This window comes from Leisingera aquaemixtae (assembly GCF_006740765.1).
GTDB classification, from domain to species: domain Bacteria; phylum Pseudomonadota; class Alphaproteobacteria; order Rhodobacterales; family Rhodobacteraceae; genus Leisingera; species Leisingera aquaemixtae.
The window spans coordinates 3475323-3490679 of the sequence record NZ_CP041159.1; the positions used below are offsets into that span (position 1 = coordinate 3475323).

General features: G+C 64.8%; 12 protein-coding genes. 6 read left to right on the plus strand and 6 right to left on the minus strand.

Annotated features, from left to right (window positions below):
* Positions 1 to 21 precede the first annotated feature (21 nt).
* From R2C4_RS18760 to R2C4_RS18775, 4 genes are all read left to right on the plus strand, one after another.
* Positions 22 to 1401, plus strand: coding sequence for a polysaccharide biosynthesis/export family protein (locus R2C4_RS18760; RefSeq protein ID WP_208764508.1), 1380 nt, complete (start codon positions 22 to 24; stop codon positions 1399 to 1401).
* Between the two features lie 100 nt (positions 1402 to 1501).
* Positions 1502 to 2821: a lipopolysaccharide biosynthesis protein gene (locus R2C4_RS18765; RefSeq protein ID WP_167510275.1), complete on the plus strand. Its 1320-nt coding sequence runs from the start codon at positions 1502 to 1504 to the stop codon at positions 2819 to 2821.
* On the plus strand, positions 2818 to 3738 hold the full coding sequence (locus R2C4_RS18770) for a sulfotransferase (RefSeq protein ID WP_141891765.1): 921 nt from the start codon (positions 2818 to 2820) through the stop codon (positions 3736 to 3738). The genes R2C4_RS18765 and R2C4_RS18770 overlap by 4 nt, the downstream gene beginning before the upstream one ends.
* A complete protein-coding gene (locus R2C4_RS18775) occupies positions 3735 to 4799 on the plus strand; it encodes a glycosyltransferase (protein ID WP_141891766.1) in 1065 nt (354 codons plus the stop codon). Before R2C4_RS18770 ends, R2C4_RS18775 begins: the two co-directional genes overlap by 4 nt.
* Here R2C4_RS18775 and R2C4_RS18780 read toward each other — a convergent pair.
* The 5 genes from R2C4_RS18780 to R2C4_RS18800 all read right to left on the minus strand — a co-directional run bounded on the left by R2C4_RS18780 (position 4775) and on the right by R2C4_RS18800 (position 9920).
* A complete protein-coding gene (locus R2C4_RS18780) occupies positions 4775 to 6037 on the minus strand; it encodes an O-antigen ligase family protein (RefSeq protein WP_141891767.1) in 1263 nt (420 codons plus the stop codon). The two genes, R2C4_RS18775 and R2C4_RS18780, sit on opposite strands and share 25 nt — an antisense overlap.
* A 45-nt stretch (positions 6038 to 6082) precedes the next feature.
* Positions 6083 to 6985, minus strand: a complete 903-nt coding sequence (locus R2C4_RS18785) for a phage head spike fiber domain-containing protein (RefSeq protein ID WP_141891769.1) — start codon at positions 6983 to 6985, stop codon at positions 6083 to 6085.
* Positions 6982 to 7248 carry a spike base protein, RCAP_Rcc01079 family gene (locus R2C4_RS18790; RefSeq protein ID WP_027245290.1) on the minus strand — a complete coding sequence of 89 codons (267 nt, stop codon included), beginning with the start codon at positions 7246 to 7248 and terminating at the stop codon, positions 6982 to 6984. The genes R2C4_RS18785 and R2C4_RS18790 overlap by 4 nt, the downstream gene beginning before the upstream one ends.
* 124 nt (positions 7249 to 7372) lie before the next feature.
* A complete protein-coding gene (locus tag R2C4_RS18795) occupies positions 7373 to 8467 on the minus strand; it encodes a glycosyltransferase (RefSeq protein ID WP_141891771.1) in 1095 nt (364 codons plus the stop codon).
* 4 nt (positions 8468 to 8471) lie between these two features.
* Positions 8472 to 9920 (minus strand): mannose-1-phosphate guanylyltransferase/mannose-6-phosphate isomerase, encoded by a 1449-nt coding sequence (locus R2C4_RS18800; protein WP_141891772.1) that lies wholly within the window; start codon positions 9918 to 9920, stop codon positions 8472 to 8474.
* Positions 9921 to 10301: 381 nt separating this feature from the next.
* On the opposite strand from R2C4_RS18800, the gene R2C4_RS18805 reads away from it, so the two are divergent.
* On the plus strand, positions 10302 to 12491 hold the full coding sequence (locus R2C4_RS18805) for a dehydrogenase E1 component subunit alpha/beta (protein WP_141891773.1): 2190 nt from the start codon (positions 10302 to 10304) through the stop codon (positions 12489 to 12491).
* Positions 12488 to 13522, plus strand: coding sequence for an ACP S-malonyltransferase (locus R2C4_RS18810; RefSeq protein WP_141891774.1), 1035 nt, complete (start codon positions 12488 to 12490; stop codon positions 13520 to 13522). The genes R2C4_RS18805 and R2C4_RS18810 overlap by 4 nt, the downstream gene beginning before the upstream one ends.
* Positions 13523 to 13705: 183 nt before the next feature.
* Here the strand turns inward: R2C4_RS18810 and R2C4_RS18815 are convergent, their stop codons facing one another.
* Complete coding sequence (locus R2C4_RS18815) at positions 13706 to 15280, minus strand: DUF427 domain-containing protein (protein WP_141891775.1); 1575 nt, start codon at positions 15278 to 15280, stop codon at positions 13706 to 13708.
* Positions 15281 to 15357 lie beyond the last annotated feature (77 nt).

Sequence of the window (15357 nt, forward strand, 5' to 3'; positions counted from 1 at the left end):
AAGTTGATTGGAGGACGCACCGTGCGCCGCATTTCCGTTGCCCTCAGCGCTCTGGCTCTGGCAGGACTGATGTCCGGCTGCTCAACCGTCTACCGCAGCCCTGCCGTGAAGGCAGGCGTGTCGGACGCGGGCAAGGTCCGGGTGGTGGCCGTGACCCCGGAAACCGTGCTGGTCGCCAACCGCGCCGCCTATCAGCCCAAGACCCTGCCTGCCGTCTTCCAGATCTCCGCAGGCTCGGGTGCCGGGGCCAGCCCGCGCGGCCTGGGCCGGCTGCCCGACGCGCCCTCCACCCAGGACGGCAGCCGCCAGGGGCTGCGGCTGGATCCGCCGCCCGCTGTGGACCCCGGCCCCTATACCATCGGCACCGGCGATGTGGTGGTGCTGTCCACCCCGTCGACGCAAGGCACCGTGGCAGAACTGTCCGGGCTGCTGGCGGCGCAGAACAGCCGCAACGGCTACACCGTGCAGGATGACGGCTCGATCAACATCCCGGACGTGGGCCGCGTGCGCATCGCGGGCCTCACCGTGGACGAGGCCGAAGCGCTCCTGTTCCAGCGCCTGGTGGAAAGCCAGATCGACCCGACCTTCAGCCTTGAGATTTCCGAATTCAATTCCCGCCGGGTCTCGATCGGCGGCGCCGTGGGCCAGCCCGGCGTTTACCCCATCACCCTGACGCCGCTCGCCCTGGGCGAGGCGCTGGCGGCGGCGGGGTCGGTCTCGGTGGCGGATATCGACACCAGCTCGGTCCGGATCTACCGCGATGGCACCATGTACCAGATCCCGCTGGAGGATCTCTATGCCCGCTCCGAACTGCAGCGTCTCAAGCTGCTGGCGGATGACTCGGTGTTTGTGGACACCGATTACGACCTTGGCCGCGCCGAGCGTTATTTCGCGCAGCAGATCCAGCTGCAGCAGACCACCCTGGCGGGCCGCCGTGCTGCGATTGACGAGCTGACCGCCGCCCTCACCCTGCGCCGCGCCGACCTTGATGAGCAGCGCGAGAACTTCTCCCAGGCGCTGGAGCTGGACGCGGTGGACCGGGATTACGTCTATCTGAGCGGCGAGGTCCGCACCCAGGGCCGCTACACGCTGCCGTTCGGCCGTAAGGCGACGCTGGCGGATGCGCTGTTCGACACCGGCGGCGGCATCGCCAAGGAGACCGGCGACGCGTCGCAGGTCTACGTGCTGCGCGCCTCCGACGACATTCGCGAGTTCGGCGCCGTCACCGCCTGGCATCTGGACGTGCGCAATGCCGCGCATCTGCCGCTCGCTGCCCGTTTCGAGCTGCGCCCCGATGACATCGTGTTTGTGGCCGAAAACCCTGTCACCCGCTGGGGCCGCACCATCGACCAGATCACACCGTCTCTGATCACGGCTCCGATCAATGCGGTGGCGGACTGATCCGCGGACTTTCCGGACCTGAGAGCCGTACGCTGCAGGCCTCCTGTCCGGAGGAATGCATATTTTTTGCGAACGCAGTTTGATAAAGAGTTTTTTCACGATGAAGCTATTGCACCGGCTCAAAGGCAACAAGACGCTCCTGCGCCTGCTTGGCGGCGGCGCAGTCGCGGTCCTGATCAAAGGGTCAGCCGCCGCGGCGTCACTGGCAATGTTCACCGCATTGGCCTGGGTCACCGACACGGAGAGCTTCGGGGTCATCGGGTTCTGCTTCTCCCTGGCAACGCTGCTCGCGGTTGCCGGGTCTTTGGGGCAGCGCATGATGTCCCTGAAGGACGCCGCCATCGCCCATGAAAATGCGGATGGACGGCAGCTCGCTCTGATCGGGAAATCCAGCCTGCTGATTGTCGTTCTCGGCACCCTGGCCTGCGCGCTGTTGCTGGTTCCGGCCAGGGCCTTCGGCCTGCTTCAGCTGGATGCGCAGGTGTTTGCGGCCATGGCTGTCCTGGCAGCCGCCCTGGCATTCGCCGAGAACGCCGTTCATTTCTTCCGCGGATACCGGACGATTGCGTTTTCCCTGCTGCCCCGGGATATCTTCTGGAGGCTGGCAATTCTGGCGGTTTGCCTGGGCCTCTGGGGCTTTTCGCTCAGCCTGTCTGCGGCAGCTGCGGTGTGGCTTTTAGGCCTGCCGTTGATTGCCCTGATCCTGCTTCAGGCCGGAAGCGATCCCTATCTGCGCAGGCCCATAGCCCTGCGTGAGGTTTTCGCGGCCGCGGCTGCACGGGTGCGGACGGGGTTGCCGCTTTGGGGCACGTCGCTGATCCAGACGGTTGGCGGGCCGGTGCTGGCGCCGGTCATTCTGGGCGTGGTGCTCTCGCCTGATGAGGTCGGCCCCTTCTTCGCGGCCTTCCGGATCGCGCTAGTCCTTGACCTCTTCACCCTCGCATCCGCCATGGTCGTGGCACCGCTGGTTGCCCGCGGGCATGCCAACGGGAATTTCGCCGAAACACAGGCCATGCTGAGGTATTCTGTCCTCCTCGTCAGCCTGGCCACACTGGTCAGCTTTCTGATCATCGTGTTCCATGGCGACTGGCTGCTTGCCCTGATGAACCCGGACTTTGCAACCGCGGCCCCCGCCCTGACCGTTCTGGGGGCCGGCTTCCTCATTTCCGTCTGCTGCGGCCCGGTGCCCAACATCCTGGAACTGGCCGGCCAGGAAAAAATTCTCCTGCGGCGGCTGGTCTGGTTCAACTGCATCTGCCTTGCCGCCCTGGTCCCGGCCACCGAACATTTTGGCATGACCGGCGCGGCAGTCTGCACCGCAGGGTTGCGTGCGGTCACGCATATCACCCTTTTATTTACCGTCAAAAAGCGGGTCGGCATCGACCCTTCCATTTTCTCATTGTGGAGCAAAGCCGCATGAGCACCCCGAATTTCTTCCTGATTGGCGCCCCCAAATGCGGCACCACCGCAATTGCCGAATACTTGGCGGAACGCGAAGATGTCTTCTTCTCCAAACCCAAGGAACCGCTGTTCTGGTGCAGCGATCTGGGGATTGAGCCGCACGCGCTGCGCCCGGAAACGCAGGCAGAGTATGACGCCCTGTTTGCCGCTGCCGACCCGGCACGGCACAGGATCATCGGCGAGGGGACAACCTCTTATTTGCGCTCAGCGCAGGCGGTCAGCACCTGCGCCAGCCGCTACCCCGAAGCCAAGTTCGTGGCGATCCTGAGAAACCCGGCTGATGTGGCCCACGCCTTCCATATGGAGCAGCTCTACACCGGCCTCGAAACCGAACAGGACTTTGCCGCCGCCTGGCAGGATCAGCCGCGGCGCGAGGCGGAGTGGGACGCGGCCAAGGACGGGCGCCCGGACAGCCTGCTCTACCGGCGGATCGCGGCGTTTTCCCCGCAGATCGAACGCTTCTTTGAGCTGGTGCCCGCGCCCCGGCGCAAGGTGATCATCTATGACGATTTCCGCGATGACCCGCGGGCGGTCTGGCTGGACCTGCTGTCCTTCCTTGGCCTGCCGGACGACGGGCGCACGGATTTTTCGCCCCGCAATGCCGCCCACGCCCAGCGGTTTCCCCGGCTGTCGCACTTCCTGCTGGCCCCCCCGGGGCCGCTGGCCCCGGCGGTCAGGACCCTGCGCCTGGCGCTTCTGGCGCGCGACAGCAAGCTGGTTGCCGCGCTCAAGGGCTTCCTGAACGTGAAACGCCCCCGGCCCCGGCTGGACGATGCGCTGCGGGCGGAAGTGACCGCCTGGTTCCGCCCCGGCGTGGAGCGCCTGGAAACCCTGCTGCAGCGGGACCTGTCCGCCTGGAAAGGAGAGGGGGGATGAAGGTCCTGTTTCTCACCGTTCGGGCCGATCTCGGCGGCGGGCCGGAGCACCTGTACCAGCTTCTCAAGCACCGCCCACAGGGGATCGGGGCTTATGTGGCCTGCCCGGATGACAAGCCCTACCACGACCGTTATCGCGCGCTGCTGGGGCCTGACAGAATCGTCCCGCTGCCGCACCGCGCGTTCTCGCTGGGTTCGCTGGCCGCAACCGCAAGGTTCATACGGCGCGAAGGAATCGACGTGCTGCACTCCCATGGCAAGGGCGCCGGGCTTTATGCCCGCATGCTGGGACTGTGGACCGGGCGCCCTGTGGTGCATACGTTCCACGGGCTTCACACCGGTGAATACAGCCCGCTGAAGAAAGCCTTGTACCTCCGTCTTGAGCAGCTCCTGGGCTGGGGCACGCAAAAGGCCATCTGCGTGTCGGAAGGCGAGGCCAGGCTCATCCGGGAGGCTGGGGTCATCCGCGCTGACAAGCTGGCGGTGATCCCCAACGGCATCGAAATCCCCGAAACGGTAACGCGGCCGCAATGGGATGGCGGGAAGCTCCGGCTGCTGGCAGTCAGCAGGTATGACCATCAGAAGAACCCGGATCTGCTCATCGACATCGCCAAGGCGCTCAGCGGCAGCCTCCGGTTCCACCTGGATGTGATCGGTACCGGAGAGCGCTTGCCGCAGATCCAGCAGCGCCTCAACGATGAGGGCTTGGCGCAGCATGTCACGCTGCACGGCGGCGTCGCCAATCCCCGGGACTACTTCCGGCGGACCCACGTCTTTGTGTCGACCTCACGCTGGGAGGGCATGCCGCTGGCGGTTCTGGAAGCCATGTCCGAAGCGCTTTGCGTTCTGGCCACCGATGTGGTCGGCAACGCCGACGTGATCCGGGACGGGGAGACCGGGCGCCTGTTCCGGACCTCGGACGAGGCCGTCCGGATGCTGCAGGGGCTGACCGTGGAGGACTGCGCGCGTCTGAGCGCCGCCGCGCGCCGGGAGGCTGAGCAGACCTATTCTGCCGACGTTATGGCGGCAAAAACCTATCAGGTATACGGTGTCGCCGGATAGAGGTTCCTGGCAGTTGCTGCCCCTCTCTTGTTCCTAAGGCCCCCGGACTGGGTCTGAAGAAGATAGTGGGCGGTGATAAACAACCATGCAAACGGCATAGAGTACCAGATTGTACCTGTATCCACGGTAAGCCCATGCACGGCTTCGGACAAAACGACCGCAAAAAACACGACGCCGCGGCGGTTTTTCAGCGCGGACGCCGCAGATATTGCGATCAGCCAGATCCAAAGCAGGATATTGACAGCCCCGGCGAGCAGTCCGAATTCAACAAGGATCGTTAAATAGGAGTTGTCGCCCCAGACTCCATAGTCGCTGTTGATGTTCTTGTATCCAATTCCAAGGAACCAATTTTCCTGGAAAACAGCCATCAGGTGAATCCAGTTTACAAAACGGCCGGTTTGCATAAACGTGCTGTTTCCCGAAATGTTCAGGAAATCCAGCCGCTGAAGGTTGTATGTAACGTTTTGCGGAAGCAACAGGCTGAACTCGGACAGCAGAAATGGAAGCGACAAAAGGGTAAATACCGTGGCGCAGCCCGCCATAGCCCAGCCGGTTCGCCCGAGCAGAAATGGCAGCGCCAGACCGTAGGCAAGCAGAAGGTGCAGCGTGGCTGCGCGCGAGGACGCGATCCATGTCGCGTAAAAGGACACTGCGAAAATGAGCAGAGTCACCAGGAAGCGGCTTCTCCTTCGTCCGAACACAAGCACTCCCAACCCGCATACGCTTCCCCACACTGCGGTCAGATGCCCGAAGTCCGAGCTGTTGCCGAGTACTCCGCCGGCTCTCAGGCTCGGACCTGAACCATCCCCGGCCCAAAGGGCTTGCTGATTGCTTCGGATTTGAATCCCCAGATGATGGAGCACGATCCCCAAGAGGACCGCAATGAAGCCTCCCCAGAAAAAGAGAAATGTCATTCGCCAGACTTTTTCCTCGGACATGGGTTGGGAAATAAGCAGGATGGCGGGGAGCATGATGAAAATCATTCTTGCGAATGCAAGGTCCCTGGCCGAAAACTCGTTAACGATGCTTCCGGCTAAAAATGAAAAGGTCAGGGTACAGATCAGCAGGGTCAGAAGAAAGCCGAGGCCCGTTTTTGCGACAGACGAAATCCTCGGCAGGGCCAGCGCAAGAAATGCGAAAGACATCAAGTCCAGCAGGCCGATCGAGAAGCCGTCAGAAATACGTGCAGCAGTAAACGGCGCAAACAACAGGAAAAATGAAATCAAGCCAACTTTCATTACCGCTCACTATCTCAAGGGGAGGGGCGAACCAGATGCCGGAACCTACCTTCCAGCCTCTTTTCCCACCACCAGTTTCTTCACCCAGGGCCGTGACAGCGCGGGCCACCAGCCTTCGCTCACCGTCTCTCCGGCCAGTTTATCCTGACTATCATCATCATAGGTGATGGTCACATCAAAGGTGCCGCTGATCCCGGTCAGGCCGGGCTGGTCGGCGCTGCGGGCGGTGGGGCTGGCGCCCGTGCTGATGTATGAACTGGCGCTGCCGCCCAGTTCCACCTGCGCGCCCCAGATGAAGACGTCGGTGTCCGCGTTCACATCCTCATACAGCATGAAAACCCGGTTCTGGGTGTTGGGCAGCACATTGGTGTAGCTGAAACGCTGCCACTCCGGGGTCACGGTGATGGCCTTTGAGGTGCCGTCCGAATGGCCGAAGCGCATCCCCAGCGGCGCGCTGGCGCGCAGCCAGACGCTGGCGGTGGCAACGCCGGAGACACTGCCGCCAACAACCAGGATGCCGCCGCGCTGGCCGCCGGCACCGCCGGTGGTGGCGCTGCAGTTCCACGTCATCGCGGTCAGGCTTCCGTCCGGCGCGTCCTGGCCGCCGGTGACCGCAGGCTTGGCGGCGTATCCGGACCAGGCGCTCTGGGTGAAATCGCTGGAATGGCTCAGCAGGTTGGTGGCCGCCGGTTCAAACAGCGCGCCGCGGAAGGCCCCGGAGCCAAAGGCATGGTCCAGGCGCAGCACGTCCGGCCCGGCCGTTTCCAGCAGGCCGCCTGCGGTCCCGCGGACGGCGGCAGAGGCGCGGCTGAAATTCAGCACCGAGGACAGCGGCACAGGCACGCCTGCCGCCCGGTAGGCCTGCCGGGCGAAGTCGAGCAGCAGGGCAGGGGCCGCCGCCGGACGGTGGCGGCGCGCGGTGACGGAGAGATCGGTCAGCAGTTTCATGCCAGCACCATCGCGTGGATGCCTGCGGCGGTGGTGCCGGTGGCATGAACCCTGACGGTGCCGACCGGCAGGATCGAGAAATCGGCGACCTGGACGGTCCGCTGCTGTCCCCGGACGGTGGTCAGGGTCACCGCGCCGCCGGTTTCGGCATAAAGCGCAATCGCGACATCCGGCAGGTCCACGGTATCGGACGGGACGACCGGCGCAATGTCGCGGGCGGGGCCGGAGAGCGCGGGCACACGGTTGTCAAAAGGGTTGGTCATCGGACTGGCCTCATCAGCTGTTTTGTTCCGCCAAGACGGTAAGGCATAGGGATGAAAGTCCCCCTAGGCCTGCGCACGCCCCGTTAACCCCGTCTCAACCCTTGCGGCCCGGCGCCGGCGCGCGTCAGGCTCTGTCCAGTGCCCGCGCCGCAAATGCAGAGAATTTTTCTTTGAAAACGGCTGTATCAAACCCCTTTGCCAGCTCGCGGATTGCTTCAGGGCCGGCAACCAGGCCCGGCTCCTCCTCGAACCGGGAGATGGCTTCGTTCAGGGCGTCCGCGGTCTGCTCGTGGAACAGAACCCCGCTCACCCCCTCGATCACCGTATCCAGCGCGCCGCCGCGCCCGTAGGCGATCACCGGGCGGCCGCAGGCCATGACCTCGACCGGGATGATGCCGAAATCCTCCTCCCCGGGGAAGACAAGCGCCTTGCAGGTTGCAAACTGCTGCTTGAGTTCGGCAAAGGGCACCCGGCCCAGGAAGGTGATGTTGGGGCCGGATTTGCGCTCCAGCGCCTCCCTCATCTCCCCGTCGCCGACCACCACCAGCTTGCGCCCGGAGGCGTTGAACGCCTCCACTGCCAGATCCGCCCGCTTGTAGGAAACCATTTCCCCGGCCAGCAGGTAGTGGCCGCCGACTTCCGGGGAAACCGCAAACTCCGCGGTGTCCACCGGCGGAAAGATCACCTCGGCCTCGCGCCGGTAGAACTTTTCGATGCGCTTGGCGATGAAGGAGGAATTGGCGATGAAATGATCGACACGCGCGGCCGTGGTGACATCCCAGATCCGCAGCCTGTGGGCGGCCAGCGGCATCATCAGCCGGGCCAGCCGCCCTGCACGCGCCCGGTACACGTGGTAATGGTCCCAGATGTAGCGCATCGGCGAATGGCAATAGCTGATGTGGACCGCATCAGGGCGCACGATAACGCCCTTGGCCGGCCCGGATTCGCTGGAAATGACCAGATCGAACTCCTGCATGTCCATAAGCTCCAGCGCCAGCGGCATCAGCGGCAGGTACTTCTGGTAATGCTTCTTTGCGCCCGGCAGCCTGCCGATGAAGGTTTCGCGCACCTCATGGCGGCGGACCCGGCTGCTGACCTGGGCGGGGTCGTAGACATGCGTGACGATCACTGCATCCGGGTAAAGGTCCAGCAGAGCTTCAAGAACCTTCTCCCCGCCGCGCATGCCGACGAGCCAGTAATGAACAATGGCGACTTTCACAGACTCAGCCCTTTTCGCCCTGTCCCCGCGCGTAGACATCTTCATAGCGCACAATGTCGTCCTCGCCGACATAGGCGCCGGTCTGAACCTCGATCAGCACCATCGGCACCTTGCCGGGGTTTTCCATCCGGTGGACGGCGCCAAGCGGGACGTAGACGCTTTGGTTTTCCGTCACCAGTTTCACCTCGTCATTCACCGTTACCTTGGCAGTGCCCTTCACCACGATCCAGTGCTCAGAGCGGTGCAGGTGGCTTTGCAGTGACAGCGACGCGCCGGGATGCACCTGGATCCGCTTGACCTGGAACCGGTCGCCAACCACCAGGCTCTCGAACCAGCCCCAGGGGCGGTGGTCCTTGGGGAACTGGGTGGCCTGAGCCGCGCCCTTTTGCTTCAGCGCGGTAAGGGCCTTTTTCACATCCTGGGCGCGGGATTTGTCGGCAACCAGCACCGCGTCATTCATCGCCACCGCTATTATGCCGTCCAGCCCGATGCCGACAACCTCCAGCCGTTCGCTGTCGGCACGCAGGAGCGTGTCCCGGCAGTCAATCGCGGTGGCGCCGCCGCTGGTGACAACGCCGGTTGCGTCCGGGCCGCTTTCGCGCCAGACCGCATCCCAGCCGCCAAGGTCCGACCAGGCCGCGTCAAAAGGCACGACTGAGAGGTTTTCGGCCTTTTCCATCACCGCATAGTCAATGGAGATGTCCTCGGCACGGCTCCAGGGCTCTGCCGCCAGGCGCAGAAAGCCGAGGTCTGTCTTGGCCTGATCCAGCGCTGCCTGCACCGGCTCCATCAGCGCCGGCGCATGTGTTTTGAAGGCGGCGATGACATCCGCGGCGCGGAACAGGAAGATCCCCGCGTTCCATTTGAAGTTGCCCGCTGCCAGCATTTCAGCGGCGCGCGCGGCATCGGGTTTTTCGACAAACTGCTTAAGCGGAACCGGGGCGTTCCCGGCCTCTGGCGCGGCAGCAAGCTCCAGATAGCCATAGGCGGTTTCGGCATGGGCAGGGGTGATGCCAAAGGTCACCATCTGGCCCTGGGCCACCGCTTCGAGGCCCTTGGCGACAGCGGCGTGGAAGGCTGCGGTGTCCGGCACCACGTGGTCCGAGGGCGCCACCAGCAGCACCGCATCGGGGTCTTCGGCCTGGGCGCGCAGGGCCGCGGCCAGCACGGCAGGCGCGGTGTTGCGCCCCTCCGGCTCGATCAGGACGGCGCCGGGGTCGATGCCGATGGCCTGCAGCTGCTCGGTGACGATGAAGCGGAAATCGGAATTGGTCAGCACCATCGGCGCGGCAAACCTGAGCTGATCCGTCTGCCCCGACAGCCGCCGGGCGGAGGCCTGAAACAGGGTCTCTTCCCCCATCAGGGGCACGAATTGCTTGGGATAGCTTTTGCGCGACAGCGGCCACAGGCGGGTTCCGGACCCTCCGCACAGGAGGATTGGGGTAATCAACATGATAAAATACTCAATTAAAGTTCGCTTACGCGTGGTCCTAGTAAATGGCCGTTGCCCTGACAACCCTGCGAGGTGAGTCGCGGCGCAAAATATCATCATAGGTTTAGCGGCGCTGCCGTGTTCGCCCGCCGCTTGCCGGCGCCGTCCCGGCGGTCTGAGCCTTTGAGCCGGAAAAGGCCTCTCCGTTGGGAGCCCGAGCTGAAGGGGGGGGCGAAAGCGCTTATGCGGCCAGGGCCGGCTTGGTCCGCCAGTTGTGTGATGGATCGGACTGAGTCAGCCGTCTGTCATTCCATTTTGGAATGGCAGCAGTACGCAATCTCATTGGCGTTGCACCGGGGTTTCGCGGATAACTGCACACAGCAAGTGTTCCAAGGAGGCCGCATGGACCGCGCCCAGATCGTGCATCAGAATTTCCTCGAAAGGGTTCAGGCCGGGACCCTGCCTGCAGGCGCCGCGCCCGCAGGGCCGCTTGCCGCGGCGGAGGCTGCAGGCATCTTTCGCGCGCAGGTCTTGAGCCGGGCGCTGGATCTGACCAGCCGGGCGATGCAGAAAGCGGGAGAGGGGTTCTACACCATCGGCTCCTCCGGGCATGAGGGGATGGCGGCGGTGGCCCGCGCCCTGCGCCCGGCCGACATGGCGTTCCTGCATTACCGGGATGCGGCCTTCCAGATCGCCCGCGCCGATCAGGTGCCGGGGCAGCGGATTGCCTGGGACATGCTGCTGTCTTTTGCCTGCTCCAGCGAGGATCCGACCTCGGGCGGGCGGCACAAGGTCTTGGGCTCCAAGGCGCTGATGATCCCGCCGCAGACCTCGACCATCGCCTCGCATCTGCCCAAGGCGGTCGGCGCGGCCTATTCCATTGGCGCCGCCAAGCGGCACCAGCCGGAACACCAGGTGCTGCCTGAGGATGCGATTGTCATGTGCTCCTTCGGGGATGCCTCTGCCAACCACTCGACCGCGCAGGGGGCGATCAACACGGCGGGCTGGACCTCGGTGCAGGCGGTGCCTCTGCCGCTGCTGTTCGTCTGCGAGGACAACGGGATCGGCATTTCGACCAAGACGCCGAAAGGCTGGATCGAGGCCTCGATGGCGCATCGCCCCGGTATCAAATATTTCAAGGCGGACGGGCTGGATATCTACAACGCCTTTCAGGTGGCGCAGGAGGCGGCGGAGTATGTGAGGACCCGCAAGAAGCCTGCGTTCCTGCACCTGCGCACCGTGCGGCTTTACGGCCATGCCGGCGCGGATGTGCCGACCTCCTACTTGGCCAAGACCGAGGTAGAGGCGGATGAGGCCAACGATCCGCTGCTGCATTCGGTGCGCTTGCTGGAGGAAGCCGGGGTGCTGACCCCTGCGGACGCGCTGAAGATCTACCAGGACACCTGCGCGCGGGTGGAGCGGATCCGGGCGGAAGCGGTGACGCGGCCGCATCTGAAAACGGCGGCGGATGTGGCGGCCAGCCTGATCCCGCCGCAGCGGCAGTGTGCGCCGACCAATGGCCCCAGTGCCGAGACACGCGCTAAGGCATTCGGCAGCGACCTGCGGGCGATGGAGGAGCCGCAGCCGATGTCGCGCCTGATCAACTGGGCGCTGACAGATCTGATGCTGGAGCACCGCGAAATCGTCATGATGGGCGAGGATGTGGGCCGCAAGGGTGGGGTCTATGGCGTCAGCCAGAAGCTGCAGCAGCGGTTCGGGCCGGACCGGGTGATTGACACGCTGCTGGATGAGCAGTCGATCCTGGGGCTGGCGATCGGCATGGGGCACAACGGGTTCCTGCCCATCCCGGAAATCCAGTTCCTCGCCTATCTGCACAACGCCGAGGATCAGCTGCGCGGCGAGGCGGCGACCTTGCCGTTTTTCTCGAACGGGCAGTTTGCGAACCCGATGGTGCTGCGGATTGCCGGGCTGGGCTACCAGAAGGGCTTTGGCGGCCATTTCCACAACGACAACTCGCTGGCGGTGCTGCGGGATATTCCGGGGCTGGTGATTGCCTGCCCGTCGGACGGCGCCGAGGCTGCGATGATGATGCGCGAGGCGGTGCGGCTGGCGCGCGAGGAGCAGCGGGTGGTGGTCTTTGTCGAACCGATTGCGCTCTACCCGATGCGGGACCTGCTTGAGGCAAAGGACGGCGGCTGGATGCGGACCTACCCCTCGCCGGACCAGCGCATCGGATTGGGTGAGGTCGGGGTGCATGGGGATGGCAGCGATCTGGCCATCGTGACCTATGGCAACGGGCGCTACCTTTCCACCCAGGCGCAGGCAGAGCTGGCGGCGCAGGGCGTGCAGGCGCGGATCGTGGACCTGCGCTGGCTGGCGCCCCTGCCGGAGGCGGCGCTGCTGGAGGCGGTCGAGGGCTGCAAGCATGTGCTGATCGTCGATGAATGCCGCATCACCGGCAGCCAGTCGGAAGCGCTGATGGCGCTGTTTGCGGAGCAGAGCGATATCCCCATGGCTAGGATTGCCGCCAGCGACTGCTTCATCGCAACCGGACCCGCCTATGGCGCGACGCTGCCGTCCAAGGACAGCATCGTTGCGGCTGCATTGACGCTGGCAGGAGGCAAGAAATGACCCGCACCGCTGTTCTGATCTGCCCTGGACGGGGCACCTATAACAAGGCGGAGCTGGGGTATCTGCACCGCCACCACGCGGATAAGGCCGCGCTGTTTGCGGGTTTTGATGCGCAGCGGCGGGACGCCGGGCAAGAAGAGGTCACTGCACTGGACGGGGCCACGCGGTTCTCCGTGTCGAAGTATTCGCGCGGGGATATCGCCTCGCCGCTGATCTATGCCTCGGCGCTGGCGGATGCGCAGTCGCTGGTGGAGGATATCGAGGTGGTTGCGGTCACCGGCAACTCGATGGGCTGGTACATCGCGCTGGCGGCGGCCGGGGCGCTGAGTGCGGCGGACGGGTTCAAGGTGGTGAACACAATGGGCACCCTGATGCAGGAGCAGCTGATCGGCGGCCAGCTGGTCTATCCCTTTGCCGGGCCGGATTGGCAGAACGATCCCGTGCGCAAGGCGGAGCTGCTGGCACTGGTGGCAGGGATCAATGCGCGCGAGGGGCATGAACTGGCGCTGTCGATCGATCTGGGCGGGCTGCTGGTGCTGGCCGGGAACGAGGCCGGGCTGGCGGCGTTCGAGGCGGCGGTGCCGGTGGTGGAGGAGCGTTTCCCGATGCGTCTGGCCAACCATGCGGCGTTCCACACCGCGCTGCAGGCGCCGGTGGCGGCAGAGGGGCGCAAGCGGCTGGGGGCGGACCTGTTCACCCAGCCGAAGGTGCCGCTGATCGACGGGCGCGGGCAGATCTGGTGGCCGGGGGCCACGGATACCCAGGCGCTCTGGGACTACACGCTGGGGCATCAGGTGGTGGAGCCCTATGATTTCACCCGTGCGGTGCAGAACGCGGCCTATGAGTTTGCGCCGGACCTGTTCATCGTGACCGGCCCCGGCACCACGCTGGGCGGCGCGGTGGCGCAATCGCTGGTGCACTGCGGCTGGAACGGGATGACCGGCAAGGCGGCCTTCAAGGCGCGTCAGGCGGAGAATCCGCTGCTGGTCTTCATGGGCGACGAGGCGCAGCGCGGGATTGCAACCGGCTGAATGCGGCGTTGGGTGCGGGGTAGCGGAAAGCTCCCGCGCCTGTTGCCTGCATCGAAGATGCCGGCAAAGCAGCCTTGGGCGTGGCCCTGCCCTGCGGGCAGGGCGGGAGGGGGTCTGATGAGACGGCGTTCAGGGGCAGGGTTGCACCGGCGGCCCTTCTGCGGTGCGCATCTTCATCCGCGTCTATCCCGCCGCGGCTTGCGGTGCGGGCCTGGCGGGGATGGCAAAACAGGTCACCGGCTGCGAGACATTGTGCAGGCTGACCGCGCCCAGCGGGATGCCATGTGAAGGATCGCTCAGGATGTCGCAGCTGACGACGACCGGATGATTGACCGTCTTGCCGTAATCGCCCAGCCGCGCCGCGATATTGGCGGCCTGGCCGATCACGGTGAAGTCCAGCCGCTCCCGCGAGCCGACGTTGCCATAGGTCACCCGGCCGTAGGCGATGCCGATGGCGGCTTCGCAGCGGTGTCCGTCTTCCTCCTCCGCGATCTCCTCCAGCCGGGCCACGATGGCGCGGGCGCTGTTGAGCGCCTGGGTGCGGGCCTGTTCCGGGTCGCTGCCGGCCGGAAAAACCGCCAGCACAGCGTCGCCGATGAACTTCAGAACTTCGCCGCCGTGATCATGCACGATGGTCGAGGCGGTCTCGAAGAACTGGTTCAAGAGCGCGATATAGTCCTGGCGGCCCAGCTGCTCCTCCAGCCGGGTGGAGCCGCGCAGGTCGCAGAACATGATGGCGGCGTCGATTTCATCACCGTCGCCGCGGCGGATCTCGCCGCCCAGCACCCGGGCGCCGGTGCGTTTGCCGACATAGGTTTCCAAGAGCGACTGGGCGTTTTCGTGCTGCATGAAGATTTCGTAATACCGCGCGATCACGCCGGAGCATTCGAAGATCAGCCCGAGGTTTGCGGTGGAAAATCCGTTTGGGTGGGCGCTGGTCAGGGTCAGCACGTTGATGCGCCCGTCGGAGAACCGCAGCGGCATGGCGACATAATCGGTGGCGCCTTCCTTGCGCAGATCTTCGAGGATCGGGAAGGCATCGTCGGAGCAGCAGGCGTCCAGCCTGTGGCGCACCCCGCCCAAGCCGTTGGACACATGCCGCAGCGGGCTGTTGCGGTAGGCCGGGTGATCGTGGATCTCGTAAGACGGCGCGTAGGTGGTGACCTCGCCGGTCTTCCTTTGCCAGATGTAGTTCTTGCCCGCGATCAGCGGGTGCAGCGACCACGCCATGACCGAGAGGCGGGAGAGGTAGATGCCCTGCTCCACCAGTTTCTCCGCCAAGGCGGCGGTCAGCTCTTCCGGGGTCGCCAGCAAGGAAGCATCGCGCAGCAGCCAGTCGATCACCGGCCCAGAGATATTGCCGTAGTCCGGCATCTCAACCGTGTTCCGGCCCAGGTCGAATTCAGCCTCTGCGCCGGGCATGAAACCGATATGGCCGGAGATCGCCTCGGCCTCGGGCATCGCGTCCTCATAGGCCCAGACACCGTTCGGCACGCGATCCCCCGGCAGCAGGATGTCGCGGTAGCTGGCGGTGCCCTTGAACGGGCAGAAGGTTTGCAGGGCGGTATGGGGGGAGAGCGGGACGGTCACGTCCTCTGCCGGGAAATAGACCGCCGGGGGCAGGCGGGTTTCATACATCACCTTGGCACGGGTGCTTTGCGCCAGGATGATGCCATTGCGCCGGGCAGTGACCTGGCCGTGCAGCGGCTCGACGACAATGCCGTATCCGCGGGTGCCGGTCTGAACCTGTGCATCCATCCTTAAGGTCCTTGTCTGTTCTGCGGCTGTCAGGACCGGCCGGCATTGGCCGGTTCTGATCTATCTGGGGTCTGCCG

Bases quoted from the DNA above. Each gene is read 5' to 3' on its own strand.
- R2C4_RS18770 (WP_141891765.1), top strand. From the start codon at position 2,818: ATGAGCACCCCGAATTTCTTCCTGATTGGCGCCCCCAAATGCGGCACC.
- R2C4_RS18780 (WP_141891767.1), bottom strand. From the start codon at position 6,037: ATGAAAGTTGGCTTGATTTCATTTTTCCTGTTGTTTGCGCCGTTTACT.
- R2C4_RS18765 (WP_167510275.1), top strand. From the start codon at position 1,502: ATGAAGCTATTGCACCGGCTCAAAGGCAACAAGACGCTCCTGCGCCTG.
- R2C4_RS18790 (WP_027245290.1), bottom strand. From the start codon at position 7,248: ATGACCAACCCTTTTGACAACCGTGTGCCCGCGCTCTCCGGCCCCGCC.
- R2C4_RS18805 (WP_141891773.1), top strand. From the start codon at position 10,302: ATGGACCGCGCCCAGATCGTGCATCAGAATTTCCTCGAAAGGGTTCAG.
- R2C4_RS18815 (WP_141891775.1), bottom strand. From the start codon at position 15,280: ATGGATGCACAGGTTCAGACCGGCACCCGCGGATACGGCATTGTCGTC.
- R2C4_RS18785 (WP_141891769.1), bottom strand. From the start codon at position 6,985: ATGAAACTGCTGACCGATCTCTCCGTCACCGCGCGCCGCCACCGTCCG.
- R2C4_RS18775 (WP_141891766.1), top strand. From the start codon at position 3,735: ATGAAGGTCCTGTTTCTCACCGTTCGGGCCGATCTCGGCGGCGGGCCG.
- R2C4_RS18810 (WP_141891774.1), top strand. From the start codon at position 12,488: ATGACCCGCACCGCTGTTCTGATCTGCCCTGGACGGGGCACCTATAAC.
- R2C4_RS18800 (WP_141891772.1), bottom strand. From the start codon at position 9,920: ATGTTGATTACCCCAATCCTCCTGTGCGGAGGGTCCGGAACCCGCCTG.